Source organism: Propionispora sp. 2/2-37, assembly GCF_001298735.1.
Taxonomy (GTDB): domain Bacteria; phylum Bacillota; class Negativicutes; order Propionisporales; family Propionisporaceae; genus Propionispora.
On the sequence record NZ_CYSP01000001.1, the window covers coordinates 148431 to 166489 of the forward strand.

22 protein-coding genes are annotated in these 18059 nt (G+C 44.5%); all 22 read left to right on the forward strand.

Annotation, left to right across the window (positions count from 1 at the left end; all coding sequences use genetic code 11):
* Nucleotides 1–7: 7 nt before the first annotated feature.
* The 22 genes from P22_RS00795 to P22_RS00900 all read left to right on the forward strand — a co-directional run bounded on the left by P22_RS00795 (nucleotide 8) and on the right by P22_RS00900 (nucleotide 18058).
* On the forward strand, nucleotides 8–598 hold the full coding sequence (locus P22_RS00795; RefSeq protein ID WP_054258302.1) for a type IV pilus inner membrane component PilO: 591 nt from the start codon (nucleotides 8–10) through the stop codon (nucleotides 596–598).
* Nucleotides 599–634: 36 nt separating this feature from the next.
* Nucleotides 635–1783 (forward strand): chorismate synthase, encoded by a 1149-nt coding sequence (gene aroC / locus P22_RS00800; RefSeq protein ID WP_054258303.1) that lies wholly within the window; start codon nucleotides 635–637, stop codon nucleotides 1781–1783.
* Between the two features lie 77 nt (nucleotides 1784–1860).
* Nucleotides 1861–2391, forward strand: coding sequence for a shikimate kinase (locus P22_RS00805; RefSeq protein ID WP_054258304.1), 531 nt, complete (start codon nucleotides 1861–1863; stop codon nucleotides 2389–2391).
* Nucleotides 2378–3484, forward strand: coding sequence for a 3-dehydroquinate synthase (aroB, locus tag P22_RS00810; protein WP_054258305.1), 1107 nt, complete (start codon nucleotides 2378–2380; stop codon nucleotides 3482–3484). The genes P22_RS00805 and aroB overlap by 14 nt, the downstream gene beginning before the upstream one ends.
* Before the next feature lie 232 nt (nucleotides 3485–3716).
* Nucleotides 3717–4679: a 6-phosphofructokinase gene (gene pfkA, locus P22_RS00815; RefSeq protein ID WP_054258306.1), complete on the forward strand. Its 963-nt coding sequence runs from the start codon at nucleotides 3717–3719 to the stop codon at nucleotides 4677–4679.
* Between the two features lie 144 nt (nucleotides 4680–4823).
* The gene (locus tag P22_RS00820; RefSeq protein WP_054258307.1) at nucleotides 4824–5399 is read left to right on the forward strand and encodes a BofC C-terminal domain-containing protein; all 576 of its coding nucleotides are present in this window, start codon (nucleotides 4824–4826) and stop codon (nucleotides 5397–5399) included.
* A 127-nt stretch (nucleotides 5400–5526) separates the two neighbouring features.
* The gene (gene ruvC / locus P22_RS00825) at nucleotides 5527–6027 is read left to right on the forward strand and encodes a crossover junction endodeoxyribonuclease RuvC (protein ID WP_054258308.1); all 501 of its coding nucleotides are present in this window, start codon (nucleotides 5527–5529) and stop codon (nucleotides 6025–6027) included.
* The gene (gene ruvA / locus P22_RS00830) at nucleotides 6024–6629 is read left to right on the forward strand and encodes a Holliday junction branch migration protein RuvA (protein WP_054258309.1); all 606 of its coding nucleotides are present in this window, start codon (nucleotides 6024–6026) and stop codon (nucleotides 6627–6629) included. Before ruvC ends, ruvA begins: the two co-directional genes overlap by 4 nt.
* Before the next feature lie 6 nt (nucleotides 6630–6635).
* Nucleotides 6636–7652, forward strand: coding sequence for a Holliday junction branch migration DNA helicase RuvB (gene ruvB / locus P22_RS00835; protein WP_054258310.1), 1017 nt, complete (start codon nucleotides 6636–6638; stop codon nucleotides 7650–7652).
* 10 nt (nucleotides 7653–7662) lie between these two features.
* On the forward strand, nucleotides 7663–8208 hold the full coding sequence (locus tag P22_RS00840) for an epoxyqueuosine reductase QueH (protein ID WP_054258311.1): 546 nt from the start codon (nucleotides 7663–7665) through the stop codon (nucleotides 8206–8208).
* A 17-nt stretch (nucleotides 8209–8225) separates the two neighbouring features.
* Nucleotides 8226–8432, forward strand: coding sequence for a DUF2905 domain-containing protein (locus P22_RS00845; protein ID WP_172675792.1), 207 nt, complete (start codon nucleotides 8226–8228; stop codon nucleotides 8430–8432).
* 17 nt (nucleotides 8433–8449) lie between these two features.
* Nucleotides 8450–9793, forward strand: coding sequence for a SpoIID/LytB domain-containing protein (locus tag P22_RS00850; RefSeq protein ID WP_054258313.1), 1344 nt, complete (start codon nucleotides 8450–8452; stop codon nucleotides 9791–9793).
* Between the two features lie 17 nt (nucleotides 9794–9810).
* Nucleotides 9811–10833, forward strand: coding sequence for a tRNA preQ1(34) S-adenosylmethionine ribosyltransferase-isomerase QueA (queA, locus tag P22_RS00855; RefSeq protein ID WP_054258314.1), 1023 nt, complete (start codon nucleotides 9811–9813; stop codon nucleotides 10831–10833).
* A 34-nt stretch (nucleotides 10834–10867) separates the two neighbouring features.
* The gene (tgt, locus tag P22_RS00860; protein WP_054258315.1) at nucleotides 10868–11977 is read left to right on the forward strand and encodes a tRNA guanosine(34) transglycosylase Tgt; all 1110 of its coding nucleotides are present in this window, start codon (nucleotides 10868–10870) and stop codon (nucleotides 11975–11977) included.
* 86 nt (nucleotides 11978–12063) lie between these two features.
* On the forward strand, nucleotides 12064–12363 hold the full coding sequence (gene yajC / locus P22_RS00865; protein ID WP_373432660.1) for a preprotein translocase subunit YajC: 300 nt from the start codon (nucleotides 12064–12066) through the stop codon (nucleotides 12361–12363).
* Nucleotides 12350–12976 (forward strand): 5-formyltetrahydrofolate cyclo-ligase, encoded by a 627-nt coding sequence (locus tag P22_RS00870; protein ID WP_054258317.1) that lies wholly within the window; start codon nucleotides 12350–12352, stop codon nucleotides 12974–12976. The genes yajC and P22_RS00870 overlap by 14 nt, the downstream gene beginning before the upstream one ends.
* 44 nt (nucleotides 12977–13020) lie before the next feature.
* Nucleotides 13021–13725 (forward strand): PP2C family protein-serine/threonine phosphatase, encoded by a 705-nt coding sequence (locus tag P22_RS00875; RefSeq protein WP_054258496.1) that lies wholly within the window; start codon nucleotides 13021–13023, stop codon nucleotides 13723–13725.
* A gap of 21 nt (nucleotides 13726–13746) precedes the next feature.
* Nucleotides 13747–14100 carry a nucleoside/nucleotide kinase family protein gene (locus P22_RS00880; RefSeq protein ID WP_306341162.1) on the forward strand — a complete coding sequence of 118 codons (354 nt, stop codon included), beginning with the start codon at nucleotides 13747–13749 and terminating at the stop codon, nucleotides 14098–14100.
* Nucleotides 14078–14743 carry an HD domain-containing protein gene (locus P22_RS00885; RefSeq protein ID WP_054258319.1) on the forward strand — a complete coding sequence of 222 codons (666 nt, stop codon included), beginning with the start codon at nucleotides 14078–14080 and terminating at the stop codon, nucleotides 14741–14743. Before P22_RS00880 ends, P22_RS00885 begins: the two co-directional genes overlap by 23 nt.
* Nucleotides 14744–14824: 81 nt before the next feature.
* Nucleotides 14825–16030 (forward strand): protein translocase subunit SecD, encoded by a 1206-nt coding sequence (secD, locus tag P22_RS00890; protein WP_054258320.1) that lies wholly within the window; start codon nucleotides 14825–14827, stop codon nucleotides 16028–16030.
* Between the two features lie 12 nt (nucleotides 16031–16042).
* Nucleotides 16043–16948, forward strand: a complete 906-nt coding sequence (secF, locus tag P22_RS00895) for a protein translocase subunit SecF (protein WP_054258321.1) — start codon at nucleotides 16043–16045, stop codon at nucleotides 16946–16948.
* Nucleotides 16949–17062: 114 nt separating this feature from the next.
* The gene (locus P22_RS00900; protein WP_054258322.1) at nucleotides 17063–18058 is read left to right on the forward strand and encodes a hypothetical protein; all 996 of its coding nucleotides are present in this window, start codon (nucleotides 17063–17065) and stop codon (nucleotides 18056–18058) included.
* The last annotated feature ends 1 nt before the right edge of the window (nucleotide 18059 follow it).

Genomic DNA, 18059 nt, shown 5'->3' on the forward strand with positions numbered 1-18059 from the left:
GTATCCTATGGTTAAAAAATTGCTAAAACATGTAATTTTACAATATTATAAAAATAAGATTGCCGGATTAACTGCCATTATGGCTTGTTTTGTGGTAATATTCTTTATAACGGTAGTTTGGCCACAGCGAGAATTCATGAAAGAGCTGTCGAGGACCTTGGAACAAAAGGAACAAGACATTAAAGCACTGGAAGAATATGCTTTTTCCCATCCGAATATGAAACAGTATCTGGGTGAGATGGAGCAGGAAATGGAACGGCTCAATACATTGTTACCGGATGATGTGGGGCTGGGAAAACTGCTGGAACAGATAGAGCAGACCGGCAGGAACGCAGGCGTTCAGATTACAGGAGTAAGGCCGGGGGCAATGGTCAACCGGAATGGATATTACGAAATGCCGTTAGAAATAATAATTCGCGGTCCGTCTGCAGCTGTGTTGGGATTTGTAACCCGGCTTGAAGAATTACCGCGATTTATAGCCATAAGAAGCATGTCCACTGATTTAAAAACATTGGAAACTAAGTTATTAATAGAACTTTATATGTTTGGAACAGCACCCGAAGAAAAGCAGACACAAGACATTCAAAATCCAGATTAAGTTGGAAAATATTATTTATTACAGGAGTGGGTATACTTGCGTTTTTTTACAGCAGGAGAGTCACATGGGCCTTGCCTGACAGCCATTATTGAGGGTCTTCCGGCAGGATTGAAAATCGATCTGGAATATGTAAATCAGGATTTAGCACGGCGGCAGCAGGGCTATGGCCGTGGTGGACGTATGAAGATTGAACGTGATACGGCTGAGGTGTTGTCTGGCATTCGCTTTGGCGAAACCCTGGGTAGCCCGGTGACATTAGCCATTAAAAATAAAGACTGGGAAAACTGGGGAACAAAGATGGCTGCCTTTGGCGAACCGGCAGGAGAGAAGGTGCTTGAAGCACGGCCAGGACATGCTGATTTGACGGGAACGTTAAAGTATCAGCGCAACGATATCCGGGATATTTTAGAGCGTGCCAGTGCCCGGGAGACCGCTGCGCGAGTGGCTGTCGGCGCTGTTGCCAAGCAACTGTTAGAGAAGATTGGCATACAGATTGTTTCTCACGTAACTGCTATTGGTGGAGTTGCCATCAATGAAGTTATTGATTATCGGACCATTCAAGAAAAAAAGAATAATTCTGATCTGTCCTGTATCAATCCTGAGGTGGAGGTTAAAATGAAAGAAGCCATCCAACAGGCCAAACAACAGGGAGATACGCTAGGAGGTATCTTTGAAGTTGCGGCTTTACACGTGTTTCCCGGATTGGGGAGCCATGTACAGTGGGACCGGCGTCTTGATACACGGTTAGCGGCTTTAATGATGTCTATTCCGGCGATTAAGGGCGTAGAATTTGGCGCGGGATTTGCCTATGCCACTTTGCCAGGCAGTCAGGCTCATGACGAAATCTTTTATGACAAACAAAGAGGCTATTATCGCCGGACTAACCGGGCTGGCGGTATAGAGGGCGGCATGAGCAATGGTGAGACTGTTATTGCCCGTGCTGTTATGAAACCTATTCCTACGCTTATGAAACCGCTGGCTTCGGTGGATATAGTTTCCAAGCAGCCGGTTAAAGCCAGTACGGAACGCAGTGACGTCTGTGCCGTTACGGCAGCAGCAGTAGTGGGGGAAGCTATGATGGCCATTGGACTGACACAAATATTGCTGGAACAATTTAGTCGTGATAGTATTGTGGATCTTACGGATGCGGTGCAGCAATATCGTAGACGTATTGCTGCAAAATAAGAAGCGGCGGTTATGCTGGCAAGTTGTTTTAGTGTTTGATTTATTTCTTAGCAGGTAGTTGTTTATCGGGGGATAAAATGAAAAATATTGTATTGATTGGGTTCATGGGGACGGGAAAAACCAGTACAGGCCGGCTTCTGGCCAGCCGGCTGGGACGTCCGTTTATTGATACGGATAAGAGAATTGAAACCGATAATGGCATATCTATTCCGGATATGTTTACTCTTTATGGTGAAGCTTATTTTCGAAAAAAGGAAAAAGACACGATTGCAAAAGTAGCTCGCTACACTAATGTAGTTATTGCCACAGGTGGTGGCGCCGTACTGGCCGAAGAGAATGTGAACTGTTTAAAAATAAATGGCCTTGTCATCACTCTTACTGCGTCAGTGGAGGTAATTCTGGAACGCACCGGCCGTCGGAGTAACCGTCCGCTGTTAAATTGTGATAGACGTGAACAGCAGGTAATTCAACTGTTAGCGGCACGTGATGCTCTTTATAAAAATGCTGCTGATTTTATTATTGATACAACGGTCAGATCACCACAACAAGTAACGGAGGAAATCATTGTATATTTACGCAGGGGAGGGCATCTACGTGGCAGAAGTTAAAGTAAATGCAGGAGATTGGGGCTATAGTATCCATATAGGAGAAAATAATCTTACCCAAACAGGGCGGAGGATGCGCCAGCTAGGGTTATCCGGCAGTGTGCTGGTGATATCGGATGAACAAGTCGGTGCTTTATACGGTGAACATTTACTGGACATTTTGCGTGAAGAGGGATTCTCTCCGGAATTGTTTTTGGTGCCTCAGGGAGAAAGCACCAAATCATTGACCGTTGCCGAGCAGCTATACAGTAAGGCGATTATGATGGGGATGGAACGCAAATCGGCCATAGTAGCTCTGGGTGGCGGCGTTGTTGGAGACCTGAGCGGTTTTGTTGCCTCGACCTATTTGCGTGGCGTGCCTTTTGTGCAAATTCCTACCACCTTATTGGCACAAGTGGATTCCAGTGTCGGGGGAAAGGTAGCCGTCAATCACGAATTGGGCAAAAATCTAATTGGGGCTTTTTATCAGCCACGTTTAGTGGTTGTTGACACTGCCTTTCTCCATTCCCTGTCCGACCGTCAGCTGGCTTCCGGATTGGCGGAAGTCATTAAGTATGGTGTTATTGCGGATCGGGAGTTATTTTGCTATTTACGGGATCATCATCGGCAAATAAAAAATAAGGATATGGACTGCCTGCAAACGATTATTAAACGTTCTTGTGAAATTAAGGCTGATATTGTTGAAAAAGATGAACGGGAAGCAGCGCTTCGGATGATATTAAATTTTGGTCATACGATTGCACATGCTGTAGAAGGAGATACTTCTTTTCAGTTGTACAGTCATGGTGAGGCAGTTGCCATAGGAATGCATGGTGCGGCACTGCTGAGCCAGAAGCAGGGACTATGTTCGGAGCATACGGTGGAAGAGTTAAAAACCGTGATTAAAAATTTTGCATTGCCGTTATATGCACCGGAGTGTACAGTTACGGATTTACTTCCGTTTTTAAATCGCGATAAAAAAGCGGTAAGCGGTAAAATTAATTGGGTCCTATTGCATGAAATTGGTGAAGTATTCATAAATAATAATGTGAAACAAGAACATACCGCCGAAGTTCTTGCTATGATTACGAGACCAGACGGTGTTGGGTACGAATAAGAAATAGGATGTTTGGTAGCGGGCTTTGCAGACTCTTTTACTTTTGTTCTTATTTTTTTTATAAAAGAATAAAATCGGCAGGATAGTGTGGGAAAAAGTCGAATAATTACATATATTGTGTTTTAAAATGCGGTTAAAGTATTCCTGGAGAGGACTTTGGCTGAGAATTTAGTAAAAACAACTTAACTTTAATAAGTACAATGCAAGATTATTTAGCGATGGAGGATGAAAGATGGCGCAGCGAATTGCAGTATTATCAAGCGGGGGCGACGCTCCCGGAATGAATGCGGCTATACGTGCAGTAGTACGTAAGGGTCTGTATCATGGATTTGAAATGATTGGTGTCGAAAGAGGATATGACGGTGTAATTGACGGTAAATTCATGCCGATGAATGCCAAATCTGTTTCAGGTATTATTCAATACGGCGGAACAGTTTTGAAAACGGCCCGCAGTGAGTCCTTTAAAACATCGGAAGGTTTTATTGAAGCCATTAACCAGTTGAAACGATTTGATATTGATTCGCTGGTGGTCATTGGTGGTGACGGATCCATGCGAGGAGCTATGGAACTGGCTGAAGCCGGTATTAAAACCATGGTTATACCGGCAACCATCGACAACGATATGTCAGGGACTGATTATACAATTGGTTTTGATACGGCACTGAATACCGTTTTGGATGCAGTGAATAAAATCCGTGACACAACGGCTTCGCATGAACGGGTAGCAATAGTTGAAGTCATGGGTCGGCATGCCGGCCATATTGCATTAATGGCGGGGTTGGCTTGCGGTGCTGAAATTATCCTATTACCGGAACGTCCGATGGATATAGAGGGTATCTGTGAGCGATTGCAAAATACCTACCGTCGTGGTAAGTTATACAGTATTATCATGTTGGCGGAAGGTGTAGCACATGGTTTTGATATTGCCAAGGAAATTGATAAAAATACCACTTTTAAACCTCATGTAACTGTTCTGGGTTATATTCAGCGTGGAGGCATGCCTCTGGCTAAGGATAATATTATGGCCAGCCGCATGGGCGGGGCGGCAATTGACAGCATTATCAAGGGAGAAGTTAATCGCCTAGTGGCTGTTCAGCAGGGAAAACTAGTTACTGTACCTTATGCTGAGGCTGTCAATTACAAAAATAATATTGATCTTTCCGTATATGAATTGGCCGGCATACTGGCAACCTGAATTGAGGTGACCTCGTGATAGCGTACTGTTACGGGGTTTTCTTATTATTTTTTAGTAAAAAACCGGATTTAGTATATTTTTGTGCTAATTTGGGAATAATTATGGCAACATCACTCGAGGTTGGTATATAAGGAGTGTAGAAAAATGTTGTCATTTTTAAAACTGAGTAAAAATAAAAAAATAGTGATCATGATCGGCGGAATCTTTGCAGCATCTATTTTTGCTTATTTTATTTATTCTTATTCGGATTACTTCGAAAGGCATAATTTGCCGGAAGGGACAGAAGTGGCTAAACGGGATGATAAAATAAAGGTGACACCGGAGACTATGCTGCTGCAAAAAATTCAATACACCAAATGTAATGAAGAGGAAGTTCTTAGTACTAAGGTACCGGATACGTTAGTTGGGTTGCATTTTAGTGAAGTACAAAAGATATATCCCGGCTGGGTTATTGATAAGTTCGATACTGCAGAAATTTCTATGACATTAAAAGTGGATAGCTTTTGCCGTGAACATGCCAATAATATGTTCATCGGTATTAAAGACGGATATGTGGCAGTCTATTATGGAAAACCCGGGCCTAAAGCTATTGCCAAGGAGGTAACAAAAATACCGGTCAATCATCTAATGGAACAGGATTTGGAAGAGTTACGCCGGGGAGTTGTTGTTCACTCCAAAGAAGAATTATTGCGTACTATTGAAGGTCTGCAGTCTCGCTAGCATAAGTAATAATATAAAGAGGGGAAACCCTCTTTTTTACTTGAGGAGAAACATAGTCATTTCTAAAAAAGGAATAGCCCGTTTGCCTGTAGAAGTTAGTAATCTATGGTAAGGGGGATTTAATAACATGCTAGCGTTGGGGATTGATCCGGGAACGGCAATTTGCGGTTATGGTTTAGTAGAACTTAAAGGCAGTTCATTAAAAGCAATTGATTATGGTGCGATTGAAACAAGTCCCAAATTGGATGCAGCCAGACGGTTAACCGTTGTTCATGCAGGCATAGATACACTAATTAAAAAGTACCGGCCGGAAGTAGTTGGAGTTGAGCAGCTGTTTTTTAGCAAAAATGTTCGGACCGCTATGGCTGTCGGACAGGCGCGTGGCGTTATTTTGCTTGCGGTTGCTCAAAATGATGTAACTTTAGCGGAATATACTCCTTTGCAGGTCAAACAATCGGTTGTCGGTTATGGAAAAGCTTCTAAGGAACAAGTTATTTATATGACACAGCGGCTGTTAAGTTTACCGCAAAAGCCGAGTCCGGACGATGTGGCGGATGCTCTGGCTATTGCCATTTGTACAACACACTCGTCCGGGCAAAATCTGACAGCATGGGGTACCAAATTATGATCGGCTATTTGCGCGGGACAATTTCACATTTGTTGCCGGAATATTGCTTAATGGACGTACAGGGAGTGGGTTACCGGATTTTTATTGCGGCTGCGACGAGACAAAAATTATCTGTTGGTGCGGAAACGGTTTTATTTACTTATCTGCATGTGCGGGAAGATGCACTGTTGTTATATGGCTTTCTTGCGCAGGATGAGTACGATTTATTCATTCATTTGACTTCGGTAAGCGGTATAGGGCCTAAGGTCGCTATGGGCATTCTATCCGCCATTGCCCCGCAGGATTTTTGCTCAGCAGTTTATAGCAAAAACATGGCTGTTTTAACAAAGCTCCCCGGTATTGGCAAAAAGACGGCGGAGCGAATTATACTGGAGCTAAAAGATAAAATTGGCAGAGAAATGGATCAGGATAATAGGGAAGACAATACGATAAGTCCGGCAATGAAAAATGAAAATAGTGTATTGGAGCAGTCTATGCAGGCTCTTCAGGCTCTGGGCTATAATCAAGCGGAATTTATGCCTGTGTTGAGAAAATTATCTTCTACAACACAGACTGTTGAAGCATTGATACGGTTGACGCTCAGAGAAATGAGCAGGAGGTAGGATAGTATGGAAGAAAGGATTATTGCCGGAGGCGAACAGGATGCCGATAATTGGCAGTACAGTTTGCGCCCGCGCCGCTTGCAGGAATATATCGGACAGGATCAGGCCAAGAATAACCTGTCGATATTTATTCAGGCCGCACTGACACGCCGGGAGGCTTTGGATCATGTGCTGCTGTATGGGCCGCCGGGATTGGGGAAAACCACTATGGCCAGTATCATCGCCAATGAACTAGGGGTCAATTTCAGAATTACATCTGGTCCGGCTATAGAACGTCCTGGTGATTTGGCGGCATTATTGACCAACTTGGGAGAAAAAGACGTTTTGTTTATCGACGAAATCCACCGTTTATCCCGTAGCGTCGAGGAAATTTTATATTCGGCGATGGAGGATTACGCCCTTGATATTATCATTGGCAAGGGACCCAGCGCCAGGTCCATCCGGTTAGATTTGGCACCATTTACTCTCATTGGTGCCACAACCAGGGCCGGAGCTTTGGCGGCCCCGCTCAGAGACCGTTTTGGCGTAATTTGCCGGCTGGAATATTATAATCCGGAAGAATTGATCTGTATTGTTAAACGGGCGGCACAAATATTGAATATTGATATCGAAGACCGGGGAGCTGAGGAAATTGCCAAACGTTCGCGCGGGACGCCGCGGGTGGCTAACCGGTTACTGAAACGGGTCAGGGATTATGCACAAATTGTTGGCAGGGGAACAATTACGGATGAAATTGCCGATAAAGCCCTAGTGATGTTAGAAGTCGATAAAATCGGACTGGATAAAACTGACCGTGAGCTTTTACAAGCTATTATCAAAAAATTTTCTGGCGGGCCTGTGGGTCTGGAGACACTGGCGGCTTCTATCAGCGAAGAGGCGACTACCATAGAAGATGTGTATGAGCCGTTTTTATTGCAAGTTGGGTTTATTAACCGGACACCCCGTGGCCGTGTTGCCACAGCGGCAGCTTACCGGCATCTCGGTATAGCTGTCAGTGAGGAAAACCAGGTTAAATTGTTATAGGGGGATGAGTATGCGCCTGTTATTGCATATTTGCTGTGGACCATGCTCGGCTTTTCCGCTTACTTATTTGCGTGAACACAGCGTAGAAGTTACGGGCTTTTTTTACAACCCTAATATTCATCCATACAAGGAGTTTCGAAAACGTTTGGAGACTGCCCGGGAGTTTGCACGGCGGTCCGCCTTAGAACTGATTGTGGATGATCGGTATACACTGGAGGAATTTTTAAGCAACGCCTTAACTGCCGGGAAAGGACGTTGCTCCATGTGTTATGAGCTTCGTTTGCGCAGGACAGCGCAGTATGCAAAAGAGTATGGTTTTGATTGTTTTTCCACCACCCTTCTTGTCAGTCCCTACCAACAACATGACCAGATTAAAAATGTGTGTGTGAAGGTAGCAAGGGAAGAGGGAATTTCGTTTAGTTATTATGATTTTCGTCCCGGATGGCAGCAGGGGGTACAAATCAGTAAAGATATGGAACTTTACCGGCAGCCGTACTGCGGCTGTATTTTCAGTGAAAAAGAACGGTATATGAAAAAACGGAGTGTGAATCGGTAATGCTGCCGGGTGAGTCTATGGGAAAAACGATAATATACATCGGCATCGTTCTGGTAATTTTGGGGCTTATTATTCATTTTGGCGGAAAATTTTTTAACATAGGTCGTTTACCGGGAGATATTCACGTTGAAGAAGAAAACTTCAGCTTTCATTTCCCTGTTGTAACTTCACTGGTTCTTAGTATTATACTTACTGTTATTCTCAATATATTTCTACGGCGGTGAAAGGGGTATACCTGTTGATGCGCAAAATCATTCTGACAGTTTTGGCTTTTGCATTGCTGCAATTGCCGGCGGTGGTTCTGGCGGCGGTTAATGTGCGAGGAGAAAATGGTCCGGGGGATATGATTCGGGTGGGCTTATGGACGAATCAATCCAGTATTATCTTGTCGGCAGATACGGATTTTTTGATAGTTGATACAGATTCAAAAAAGGTTCTGGCTAAGTTTGCCGCAAAGGATAAAGTGGCTGTTTCGGCAAAGGGGAAGATACTGATCAACGCCAAAGCAGTGACAGGCCGTAGCATTAGTCTGCAACCGGGTAATTATAAAACCGGTATTGAGGTAAATAAACGCCATTATCGTGGAACTATTACTGTATTTTTGCCGCAGGGCAAAGACGGACTTACGGTGGTGAATACTTTACCAGTCGAGCAATATCTATATGGTATTATAGCAAAAGAGATTTCTCCCGGCTGGCCGTTGGAAGCAATAAAAGCCCAGGCTGTAGCCGCCAGATCCTATGCGTTAGCGAATAAAAACAAACATGGTCGCGAAGGTTTTGATGTATGTGCCACAACAGACTGCCAGGTTTATGGCGGGATGGAAAGTGAAAACATTAAAAGTAACCGAGCGGTTGATGATACATACGGTCAAGTGTTGGTTTATAAGGGGCGGGTTATATCCGGATACTTTCACAGCAGCGCGGGTGGGTATACAGAAAATAGTGAGAATGTATGGGGAACCGCTTATCCCTATCTACGTGCAGTTCCTGATTTCGATCAGGGAACCCCTAACTTTTCCTGGGAGCAGAGGGTAACGGCCGATGAATTGCAGGGAGTATTGCAAAGAGCAGGGTATACTATCGGTAAATTGACCGCGTTGGAGTTATCACCGCTGTCGGCGGCACCGATTGCCAATTCGATCGACCGAGGCATTTCGGGAAGGGTGAAAAGTATTTTGCTCATTGGTGACCGGGGAAGTGCAAATTTGACCGGTATACAATTCCGTTCACTTCTGGGGTTGCGCAGTACTCTTTTTGATATTGAGATTATTACGCCAAATGATAAGAAGATTGAGGTGCGGATTACCGATTCTGCAGGAGACAGGGAGATTAAGGAAATACCCATAAATTTACCTCCTACGAAACAAAAGGGCTTTTTACTGGACAGGGGTAATGTTCACCATTTAAGCGGCCGTCCTAACGAAGTGATTGTGATTAATGGCTTTGGCTCCGGGCATGGTGTTGGTATGTCGCAGTGGGGAGCAAAAGTTATGGCGGAAAAAGCTCCTCAGAACAATACCACCTACTTTAAAACCATTTTGCAACATTATTTTCAAGGTGTGGAAATTAAAAAGATATATTAGTATAGGGAGAAGCAGTTATGTTAGTAGATGAATTTGATTATGATCTACCGGAAGAACTGATTGCGCAGCATCCTTGCGAACCGAGGGATGCTTCCAGATTGTTGGTTTTGGAACGGAACGGACAAAAAATAAATCATAGACACTTTTACGATTTACCGGAATTTCTGCAAACAGGAGATTTGCTGGTTTTTAACGATACCAAAGTCATTCCTGCCCGGTTATTTGGAATAAAAGCTGGTTCCGGTGGAAAAGTGGAGGTTTTCTTACTTAACCGTTTAACTGGAAATACATGGGAGGTGCTGGTGAAGCCGGGGAAAAAGGTCCGACCGGGAACGGTTGTTGTGTTTAGTGATGAATTACAGTGCGAGGTACTCTCGACTACTGATTTTGGAGGACGCATTGTTCGTTTTTCTTTTCAGGGCATTTTTGAGGAAATTCTGGACAGGCTGGGGGAGATGCCTTTACCCCCATATATTAAAGAAAGACTTTCTGATCAAGAGCGTTATCAAACTGTGTATGCCCGGAAACGAGGGGCGGCGGCTGCGCCTACTGCCGGACTGCATTTTACACATTCTTTGTTGGAACAAATAAAACTAAAGGGAGTCCAGATTGTTTTCGTCACTTTGCACGTTGGATTGGGAACGTTTCGTCCTGTACAAGTGCATGATATATCGGAGCATAGCATGCACCGGGAATATTACAATATATCTGAGCAGGCTGCCTGCCAGATCAGTGAAGCCAAGCAAGCAGGCCGCAGGGTAATTGCTGTGGGAACAACCTCGGTACGAACACTGGAGACTGCTGCCGCTGAGGATGGACGGATAACGAGCTGCAGCGGTTGGACCAATATATTCATCTACCCGGGATATCGGTTTAAAATGGTCGATGCCATGATAACCAATTTTCATCTCCCCAAGTCGACGCTTTTAATGCTAATCAGTGCTTTTGCCGGCAAGGATGCCGTTTTAAAAGCCTATCGCGCAGCCGTGTCTGAGCGATACCGGTTTTTCAGTTTTGGTGATGCCATGTTAATTTTATAAACATAAGAAAAAATATTTTGAATGAGGGATCTAATTGGCGGTAAGATACGAACTAATAAAACAATGTTCTCAAACAGGTGCCAGGGCAGGCAGATTACACACACCACACGGGACGTTTGACACTCCGATTTTTATGCCCGTTGGAACACAGGCAACAGTAAAAGCTATGTCACCACACGAACTCAAAGCCATGGGTGCGGGGATTATATTAAGCAACACCTATCATTTATATTTGCGCCCCGGACATGAACTGGTGGCTGAAGCCGGCGGATTACATGCGTTTATGCAATGGGATGGTGGTATTTTAACAGACAGCGGCGGCTTTCAGGTTTTTAGTTTAGGACCGCTGAGAAAGATAACGGAAGAAGGCGTGACCTTCCGGTCACACCTTGATGGTTCTAAACACTTCCTTTCTCCCGAAAGGGCTACAGAAGTACAAATGTCTTTGGGGGCGGATATTATTATGGCCTTTGACGAATGCGTTCCCTATCCGGCAGAGCATGATTATGCAAAAGCTTCGACTGAGAGGACTACCCGCTGGGCAGAGCGTTGCAAGGCTGTCCATGCAAGGGATAAGCAGGCGTTATTTGGCATTGTACAGGGGGGAATGTTTAAGGATTTACGATCCATGAGTGCCAGGGATTTGGTGGAACTGGATTTTCCCGGTTATGCGATAGGCGGATTAAGCGTGGGTGAACCGAAAGAATTGATGTACGAGATGCTTGAACACACTGTTCCTCTTCTGCCAATTACGAAACCCCGTTATTTAATGGGAGTGGGAACTCCCGACTGCCTGGTCGAGGGAGTGCTGCATGGCATTGATATGTTTGATTGTGTATTTCCCACAAGAGTCGCCCGCAACGGAACGGTTATGACCAGTCAGGGCCGGTTGGTTGTAAAAAATGCTGAGTTTGCGCGGGATTTCCGTCCCATTGATTCGCAGTGTGGCTGTTATGCCTGCCGTAACTTTTCCCGTGCCTACATCCGTCATCTTTTAAAAACTGAGGAGATTTTCGGCTTGAGATTAACGACCACGCATAATCTATATTTTCTTATCCATTTCATGAAAGACATGCGTCAAGCTATTATTGAAGACCGCTTTTTGGAGTTTCGTGTCGCCTTTTGGTCGCATTATCAAAGATAATGCGGCGGGAATATGGAAGGATTTGCTGTATTTATGTTGAATATATATAACCTGTTGTTTGTTATATGGTAGGTAATTTATAGGAGGTGATTTTTTTGCCAGGATTATCTCAGGAATTAATGCAGTATGCTCCATTAATCGTAATGATTGTGATTTTTTATTTCTTTTTATACAGACCACAGAAAAAACGCCAGCAACAACGCAACCGGATGCTGGATAGCTTGAAAAAGGGAGATAGAATTGTTACAATCGGCGGTCTTTACGGTACAATAGTCTCTATCACGGATAAGATTGTTGTCATCAAAGCTGCGGAAAAGGTAGAGCTTACCATTGCGCGTTCGGCGGTAAACGGATTCCAGAATGAACAAAAGAATGAAGCATTATAATTGGGTGCTTGCTGTGAAGAACGATTTAGTTGCGATTGAAAAAAAAAGACTGCGTGCCGAAGTTTTAGCTTTAAGACGAGCTTTGTCCAAAACGGCTATAGCCTGTGAAAGTGAACATATTACACGTCAAATCTGCACCTGGGCATACTATCGGGCAGCAAGGACGGTTATGCTGTTCGTATCGATGCCGGATGAAGTTGATATGGAACAACTGATATGGCATGCCTTGCGTAGCGGGAAAATAGTCTGTATCCCTTACTTGAGCGAACGGTATGGCGATATGGAGGCCGCCAGGATTAGCGGACTGAATGAACTTGTAGCAGGAAGGCTTGGCATTAGAGAACCTAAAAAAGAAGAGGCTATGCTTGTACCGCCTGATTCCCTTGATTTAATTATTGTTCCCGGGGTGGCGTATGATTTTGCGGGGAGACGCTGCGGGATGGGGGCAGGGTATTACGACCGGTTTCTAAGGCGGGCCAGGAATGCTGTTTGGGCCGGTGTGGCACTGCAATGCCAGCTGGTTTCAAAGGTTCCTTGCGATGAGCATGATTATGCGGTTCAGTATGTTATTAGCAGTAAGGAAATTAGAAAATGTGGTGAAGGCAAGATGTAGCATTTGCGGCATGTTGCCTTTCCTTATGGGTGTGATGTATGGGGATGGAAGTTAAAATAGGCATAGCGCAGGCGAATAAGTACGCCATGAGTGAATGCGGGGACAGCATTGAAGTAACAGAGCGGCCGCGCGGAGGAGTTTCGGCCATTTTGGCAGACGGCCAGGGGAGCGGCCGGGCAGCCAAGCTGACGAGCAGTATGGTTGTACACAAAGCTTCATCGCTTATCGCCGAAGGTGCCCGTGACGGTGCTGTAGCCCGTGCGGTACATGATTATTTATATACGATGAAAAATGGCAAAGTTTCCTCGACACTAACGGTATTGAGCGTGGATTTGGAAACCTATACGGCTGTTTTCAGCCGTAATTCGAATTGCCCGGTTATCGTCAAGCTGGATTACGGGATTGATGTTTATGAGCAGGAAATAAACTCTATTGGTGTCCATAAGCATATGAAACCTTTAATGCATCAAATGCCTTTGGAAACAGGGATGATATTTGTCTCCTATTCCGATGGAATTCAGGCTGCGGGACGAAAGCGCGGCCGGTCCATGAATTTTGACCATTTTTTAAAAATTATTCAAGAAAATCAACCGGAAGATGCTACCTTTATTGCAGAAAGCATTTTGGAATATGCGTTGCAACTGGATGATTATCGTCCCGGCGATGATATGACCGTGGTTGTTATGGGAGTAACCGACAGTGAAAATTTACACAAAATTCGTCGAATGGGCATTTCTTTCCCCTGCTAAAGGATGGTGTGTGAATTGAGGGTGGTTGTAGTTGGTGTTTGTGCCTCAGGAAAAACAACACTGGTCGCAAATTTGGATAAATTAGGAATCAATGCCAATAATTGCGCGCAAGAGCATTCTCAAATAAAACAGTTATGGAAGAAAAAACAACCTGACATACTAGTAATGCTTGACGCCACATTGGCAACAATACGAACCCGGAGAAACGTACCCTGGGGTGAAGAACGCCTGTTGGTACAGCGTGAAAGACTTTCCGATGCGCGAAAGCATGCTGACTTATTTATTCAAACAGACGATCTGACAAGAGAAGAAGTGGCGCAGGCAGTTATTGATTATATCAGGGGGAAACAGAATGACAGTTATAACAGTAGCTGATTTGCGGAACGATTATGAAGTAAATGTCTATCTGAATTGTAGCACAAAATATCTGGGGGAATTGGGATTTACGGAGCATGGACAGCGACATGCCAATATTGTGGCCGAGAGGGCTGCTCAGGTTTTAGCTGATTTAGGTTATAGTGAGCGGGAGTGCCAATTGGCTGCCATTTCCGGATACCTGCATGATATCGGAAATATGGTGAACCGGTATAATCATGGCGGTATGGGTGCTGCTATGGCCTATCCTATTTTGACGAGACTGCAGATGCCCCCGGAAGAGATTGCTATGGTTCTTGCGGCTATCGGCAATCATGAAGAGGAAAGGGGAAATGCCGTTAACTCTACTGCTGCGGCACTGATTTTGGCAGATAAATCGGATGTCTATCGAAGCCGGGTAACGAATACCGATTTTGCCAAGTTTGAAATTCATGACCGCGTAAACTATGCGGCCGAAAAAAGCTCTCTGATCGTGAATAAAGAGCTACGTACTGTTACGTTGCAATTGAGTATTGATACCCAAATTTGCCCGGTTATGGAATATTTTGAAATTTTTCTGGTACGGATGATTATGTGCCGGCGTGCTGCTGATTTTCTGGATTGTCAGTTTCGTTTGGTTATCAATGGCATTCAATTGTTATAGCTGTGTTGACATGGTTATAATTGTAATATAATTAAATTTGTTTGAAATATAGAGAATCCTAAAGAATTGGAGGAAAAATCATTGAGATTGGGGAATTTAGCTAAATTTTTAATTGCTGCTTTAGCAATTTTAGCTATTGCAGGGTTTTATATGGCCCCTCTGGCTACATCCATTAAGCAGGGGCTTGATTTGCAAGGCGGAACGCATGTGGTGCTGGAGGCTGTGGATACGCCGGAGGCTGCGGTGAATAATGATGCTGTCGAGCGGGTGGTCAAAATTATTGAACGCCGGGTTAATGAATTAGGATTGACAGAACCTATTATTCAACGGCAGGGGGACCGCCGGATTATTGTAGAACTGCCCGGTATTAACGATCCGGATAAGGCTATTGAAATGCTTGGGAAAACGGCACTGCTGGAATTTCAGGATGTAACCGGTGCTACCGTAATGACCGGCACGGATTTGAAAGATGCTCAGGCCAATATCGAACAATCCGGCCGCAACGTGGTCTCGCTGGAGTTCTCAGATGAAGGGGCAAAAAAGTTTGCCGATCTGACTACTAAAAATGTCGGAAAACCCATCAGTATTCTATTGGATAAACAAGTCTTGACCAGTCCGGTAGTTCAGGAACCGATTACCGGTGGCAAAGCACAGATTACCGGTAGCAAAACAATAGAGGAGGCTCAGCAGTTGGCCATTCTATTGCGCTCGGGGTCTTTGCCGGTTAAAGTCGAGGTCATGGAGACAAGAACGGTTGGTCCTACTCTGGGAATTGATTCTAAAGAAAAGAGTGTAACAGCCTTCACGATCGGAATTTCGGCTATCGTATTATTTATGTTGCTGTTTTATCGCCTGTCCGGATTGGTAGCGAATTTAAGTCTGGTGCTTTATGTGATGCTCCTGCTTTTTGGACTGAAAATGCTCAATGCAACCCTGACTTTACCGGGGATTGCCGGGATTATTTTATCAATCGGAATGGCTGTGGATGCGAATGTCTTGATCTTTGAACGCTTTAAGGAAGAGTACCGTTCGGGTAAGACGCTTCGTGCGGCTGTTGATGCCGGTTTCAGCCGGGCTTTTAGCAGCATTGTGGATTCGAATGTCAATACATTACTGGCTGCCGTGGTATTGTTCTTTTTGGGAACCGGCCCTGTAAAGGGATTTGCCGTAACACTTGGTCTGGGGATTATTTTAAGCATGTTTACGGCTATTACGGTAACACGGTTTTTGCTTAAAATGATCTTAAATGCCAATATTATAAAAAATGGAAAAGTATATGGGGCGTAGGGAGGAAAGAGGATGAAACAGTTTGATATTATCGGAAGACGTTACTGGTGGTTTGCACTCTCTGCGCTTGTTATTATCCCCGGACTAATTTCTATGTTTCTGAACGGATTTAATTTAGGGATTGATTTTACCGGGGGAACCCTGCTGGATCTCCAATTTGCGCGTCCGGTTACGGTGGTGGAAGTGCGCGAGGCGCTGAAGGATTATCATCTGGAAAACAGTACAATACAGCTGGCAGCTATGGAAGGGGCGGAGTCCTCGCCTAATGTGTTTATCCGGACCCGCATTTTGGATGACAATGAACGACGTGCCGTTATGAACGATATGCAGAGCCATTTGGGCGATTTTGAGCTTTTGCGGGTGGAACGGGTAGGGGCTGTCGTTGGCTCCGAGCTTACCCTGCAGGCTATTAAAGCGGTGCTCCTGGCTTCCTTTTTTATGGTGCTTTACATGACATACCGCTTTGAATACCGGTTTGCCATATCCGGGATTCTGGCTATTTTTCATGATGTACTGGTCGTTCTTGGACTATTTTCTCTACTGCACAAGGAAATAGATTCTTCCTTTGTTGCGGCGCTTCTGACAATAGTCGGTTATTCCATTACCGATACCGTGGTTATTTTTGACCGCATTCGGGAAAATTTGAAAATGCACCGGAAAAACGAAAGCTTACCTGAGTTGGTCAACCGCAGTATCTGGCAAACCATGACCCGGTCGCTGTATACTATTCTTACAGTCTTATTTGCGACAGCCTCCTTGTATTTCTTTGGCGGGGAAACGACCAAAAACTTCTCTTTAGCGCTGCTTATCGGCTTTATAAGCGGTGTGTATTCATCCATTTTTAATGCCAGTCCGATATGGGTGACTTGGCGGGAATTTTCGGAACGCCGGAGACTGACAAAAAAAGCGAAGGCGTAAATACAAGGAACGTCCGGTACAAACCGGACGTTCCTTGTATTTACCAGTTGTAATATTTTTCACCATCTTTCTGTTGCACTAATATCATAGTAGCAGCAAAGGCAGGTGAATACGATGTGGATATTTTTACCCGCGTTTTATCTGGCAGTAGCCCATATTGCCGGTGATAACGTAGCAGTAATCCCCGATATGGCTGTCTATCTGTCCTATGATACTTTTATTTCCACTATTCTAGCATATATTATACTTGGAGCCGGGTTAGCCGGAGTGGCCGCCTGGATTGGAATACAAAGTAAGCAAGAACTGTCAGCACTTGTGAAGATAAAGTATGGGTGCTGGGGAAAGAGAATATTAGCCGTTACGGTTTTATCCGTTTGTTTGCCTGCTAGTGCTTTAACAGGAGGCTATTATGCAGGACAGATGTTTCAAAAGATACTGTTAGTGCCGCAAAGCCTGGCCATACCACTTTCTTTGCTGCTTTTTTCTTTCCTGGCGGCAGGGTATGGTAAAGAAGTATTGAAGGTTTCGAACTATATAGCCTTACTATTGATTCCCATAACTGGTTTGATGATGGCAGCGACTAATTTTAACCTGAATACAGGTAGTATTACCTGGGTTAACATTAATTGGCCAATCCTCATCGCATTGCTGGGGTACAATATTGGCGGAATGCGCACCATATTAACAATAGAGGCCGCAGCCTGCTTGGCAAAACAAGGCTATAAAACGATTTTTTTGATAACAGGTGCCAAACTATTTGAAGGGCTTTTTACACTGGCGGCAGCCCAACTGGTTTTAGCGGCAGGAACTGCCGGACCGTTGGCTCTGGCCGACATTCCCGGAATATATTGGGGGAAGTCTATAGGATGTTTGTTTCATATTGCCTTATTTTGCACATTTATGAACACAATGGCTCCGGCCATGATGGTAAATGCACGCCAAATCAGTGCCTTGAGCGGCTGGCCTTTCTGGCCCTCGCTGGTATTCGCCTGTTTACTCGTGTATTTAGGCAGTTATCTACAGTTTAATTATATTATCCAAATATTAAGCTTTACCGGTTTGAGCATGGTGGTGTTTATCTTATATACCGCATATTTACTGAATAAATAGA

What these genes read in the sequence shown, in the direction of transcription:
- P22_RS00850 (WP_054258313.1), top strand. Translation starts at nt 8,450, where the DNA reads ATGCGCAAAATCATTCTGACAGTTTTGGCTTTTGCATTGCTGCAATTG.
- queA (WP_054258314.1), top strand. Translation starts at nt 9,811, where the DNA reads ATGTTAGTAGATGAATTTGATTATGATCTACCGGAAGAACTGATTGCG.
- secF (WP_054258321.1), top strand. Translation starts at nt 16,043, where the DNA reads ATGAAACAGTTTGATATTATCGGAAGACGTTACTGGTGGTTTGCACTC.
- P22_RS00885 (WP_054258319.1), top strand. Translation starts at nt 14,078, where the DNA reads ATGACAGTTATAACAGTAGCTGATTTGCGGAACGATTATGAAGTAAAT.
- ruvA (WP_054258309.1), top strand. Translation starts at nt 6,024, where the DNA reads ATGATCGGCTATTTGCGCGGGACAATTTCACATTTGTTGCCGGAATAT.
- P22_RS00875 (WP_054258496.1), top strand. Translation starts at nt 13,021, where the DNA reads ATGGAAGTTAAAATAGGCATAGCGCAGGCGAATAAGTACGCCATGAGT.
- P22_RS00840 (WP_054258311.1), top strand. Translation starts at nt 7,663, where the DNA reads ATGCGCCTGTTATTGCATATTTGCTGTGGACCATGCTCGGCTTTTCCG.
- pfkA (WP_054258306.1), top strand. Translation starts at nt 3,717, where the DNA reads ATGGCGCAGCGAATTGCAGTATTATCAAGCGGGGGCGACGCTCCCGGA.
- P22_RS00870 (WP_054258317.1), top strand. Translation starts at nt 12,350, where the DNA reads ATGAAGCATTATAATTGGGTGCTTGCTGTGAAGAACGATTTAGTTGCG.
- P22_RS00900 (WP_054258322.1), top strand. Translation starts at nt 17,063, where the DNA reads ATGTGGATATTTTTACCCGCGTTTTATCTGGCAGTAGCCCATATTGCC.
- P22_RS00845 (WP_172675792.1), top strand. Translation starts at nt 8,226, where the DNA reads ATGGGAAAAACGATAATATACATCGGCATCGTTCTGGTAATTTTGGGG.
- P22_RS00805 (WP_054258304.1), top strand. Translation starts at nt 1,861, where the DNA reads ATGAAAAATATTGTATTGATTGGGTTCATGGGGACGGGAAAAACCAGT.
- ruvB (WP_054258310.1), top strand. Translation starts at nt 6,636, where the DNA reads ATGGAAGAAAGGATTATTGCCGGAGGCGAACAGGATGCCGATAATTGG.
- ruvC (WP_054258308.1), top strand. Translation starts at nt 5,527, where the DNA reads ATGCTAGCGTTGGGGATTGATCCGGGAACGGCAATTTGCGGTTATGGT.
- P22_RS00820 (WP_054258307.1), top strand. Translation starts at nt 4,824, where the DNA reads ATGTTGTCATTTTTAAAACTGAGTAAAAATAAAAAAATAGTGATCATG.
- P22_RS00795 (WP_054258302.1), top strand. Translation starts at nt 8, where the DNA reads ATGGTTAAAAAATTGCTAAAACATGTAATTTTACAATATTATAAAAAT.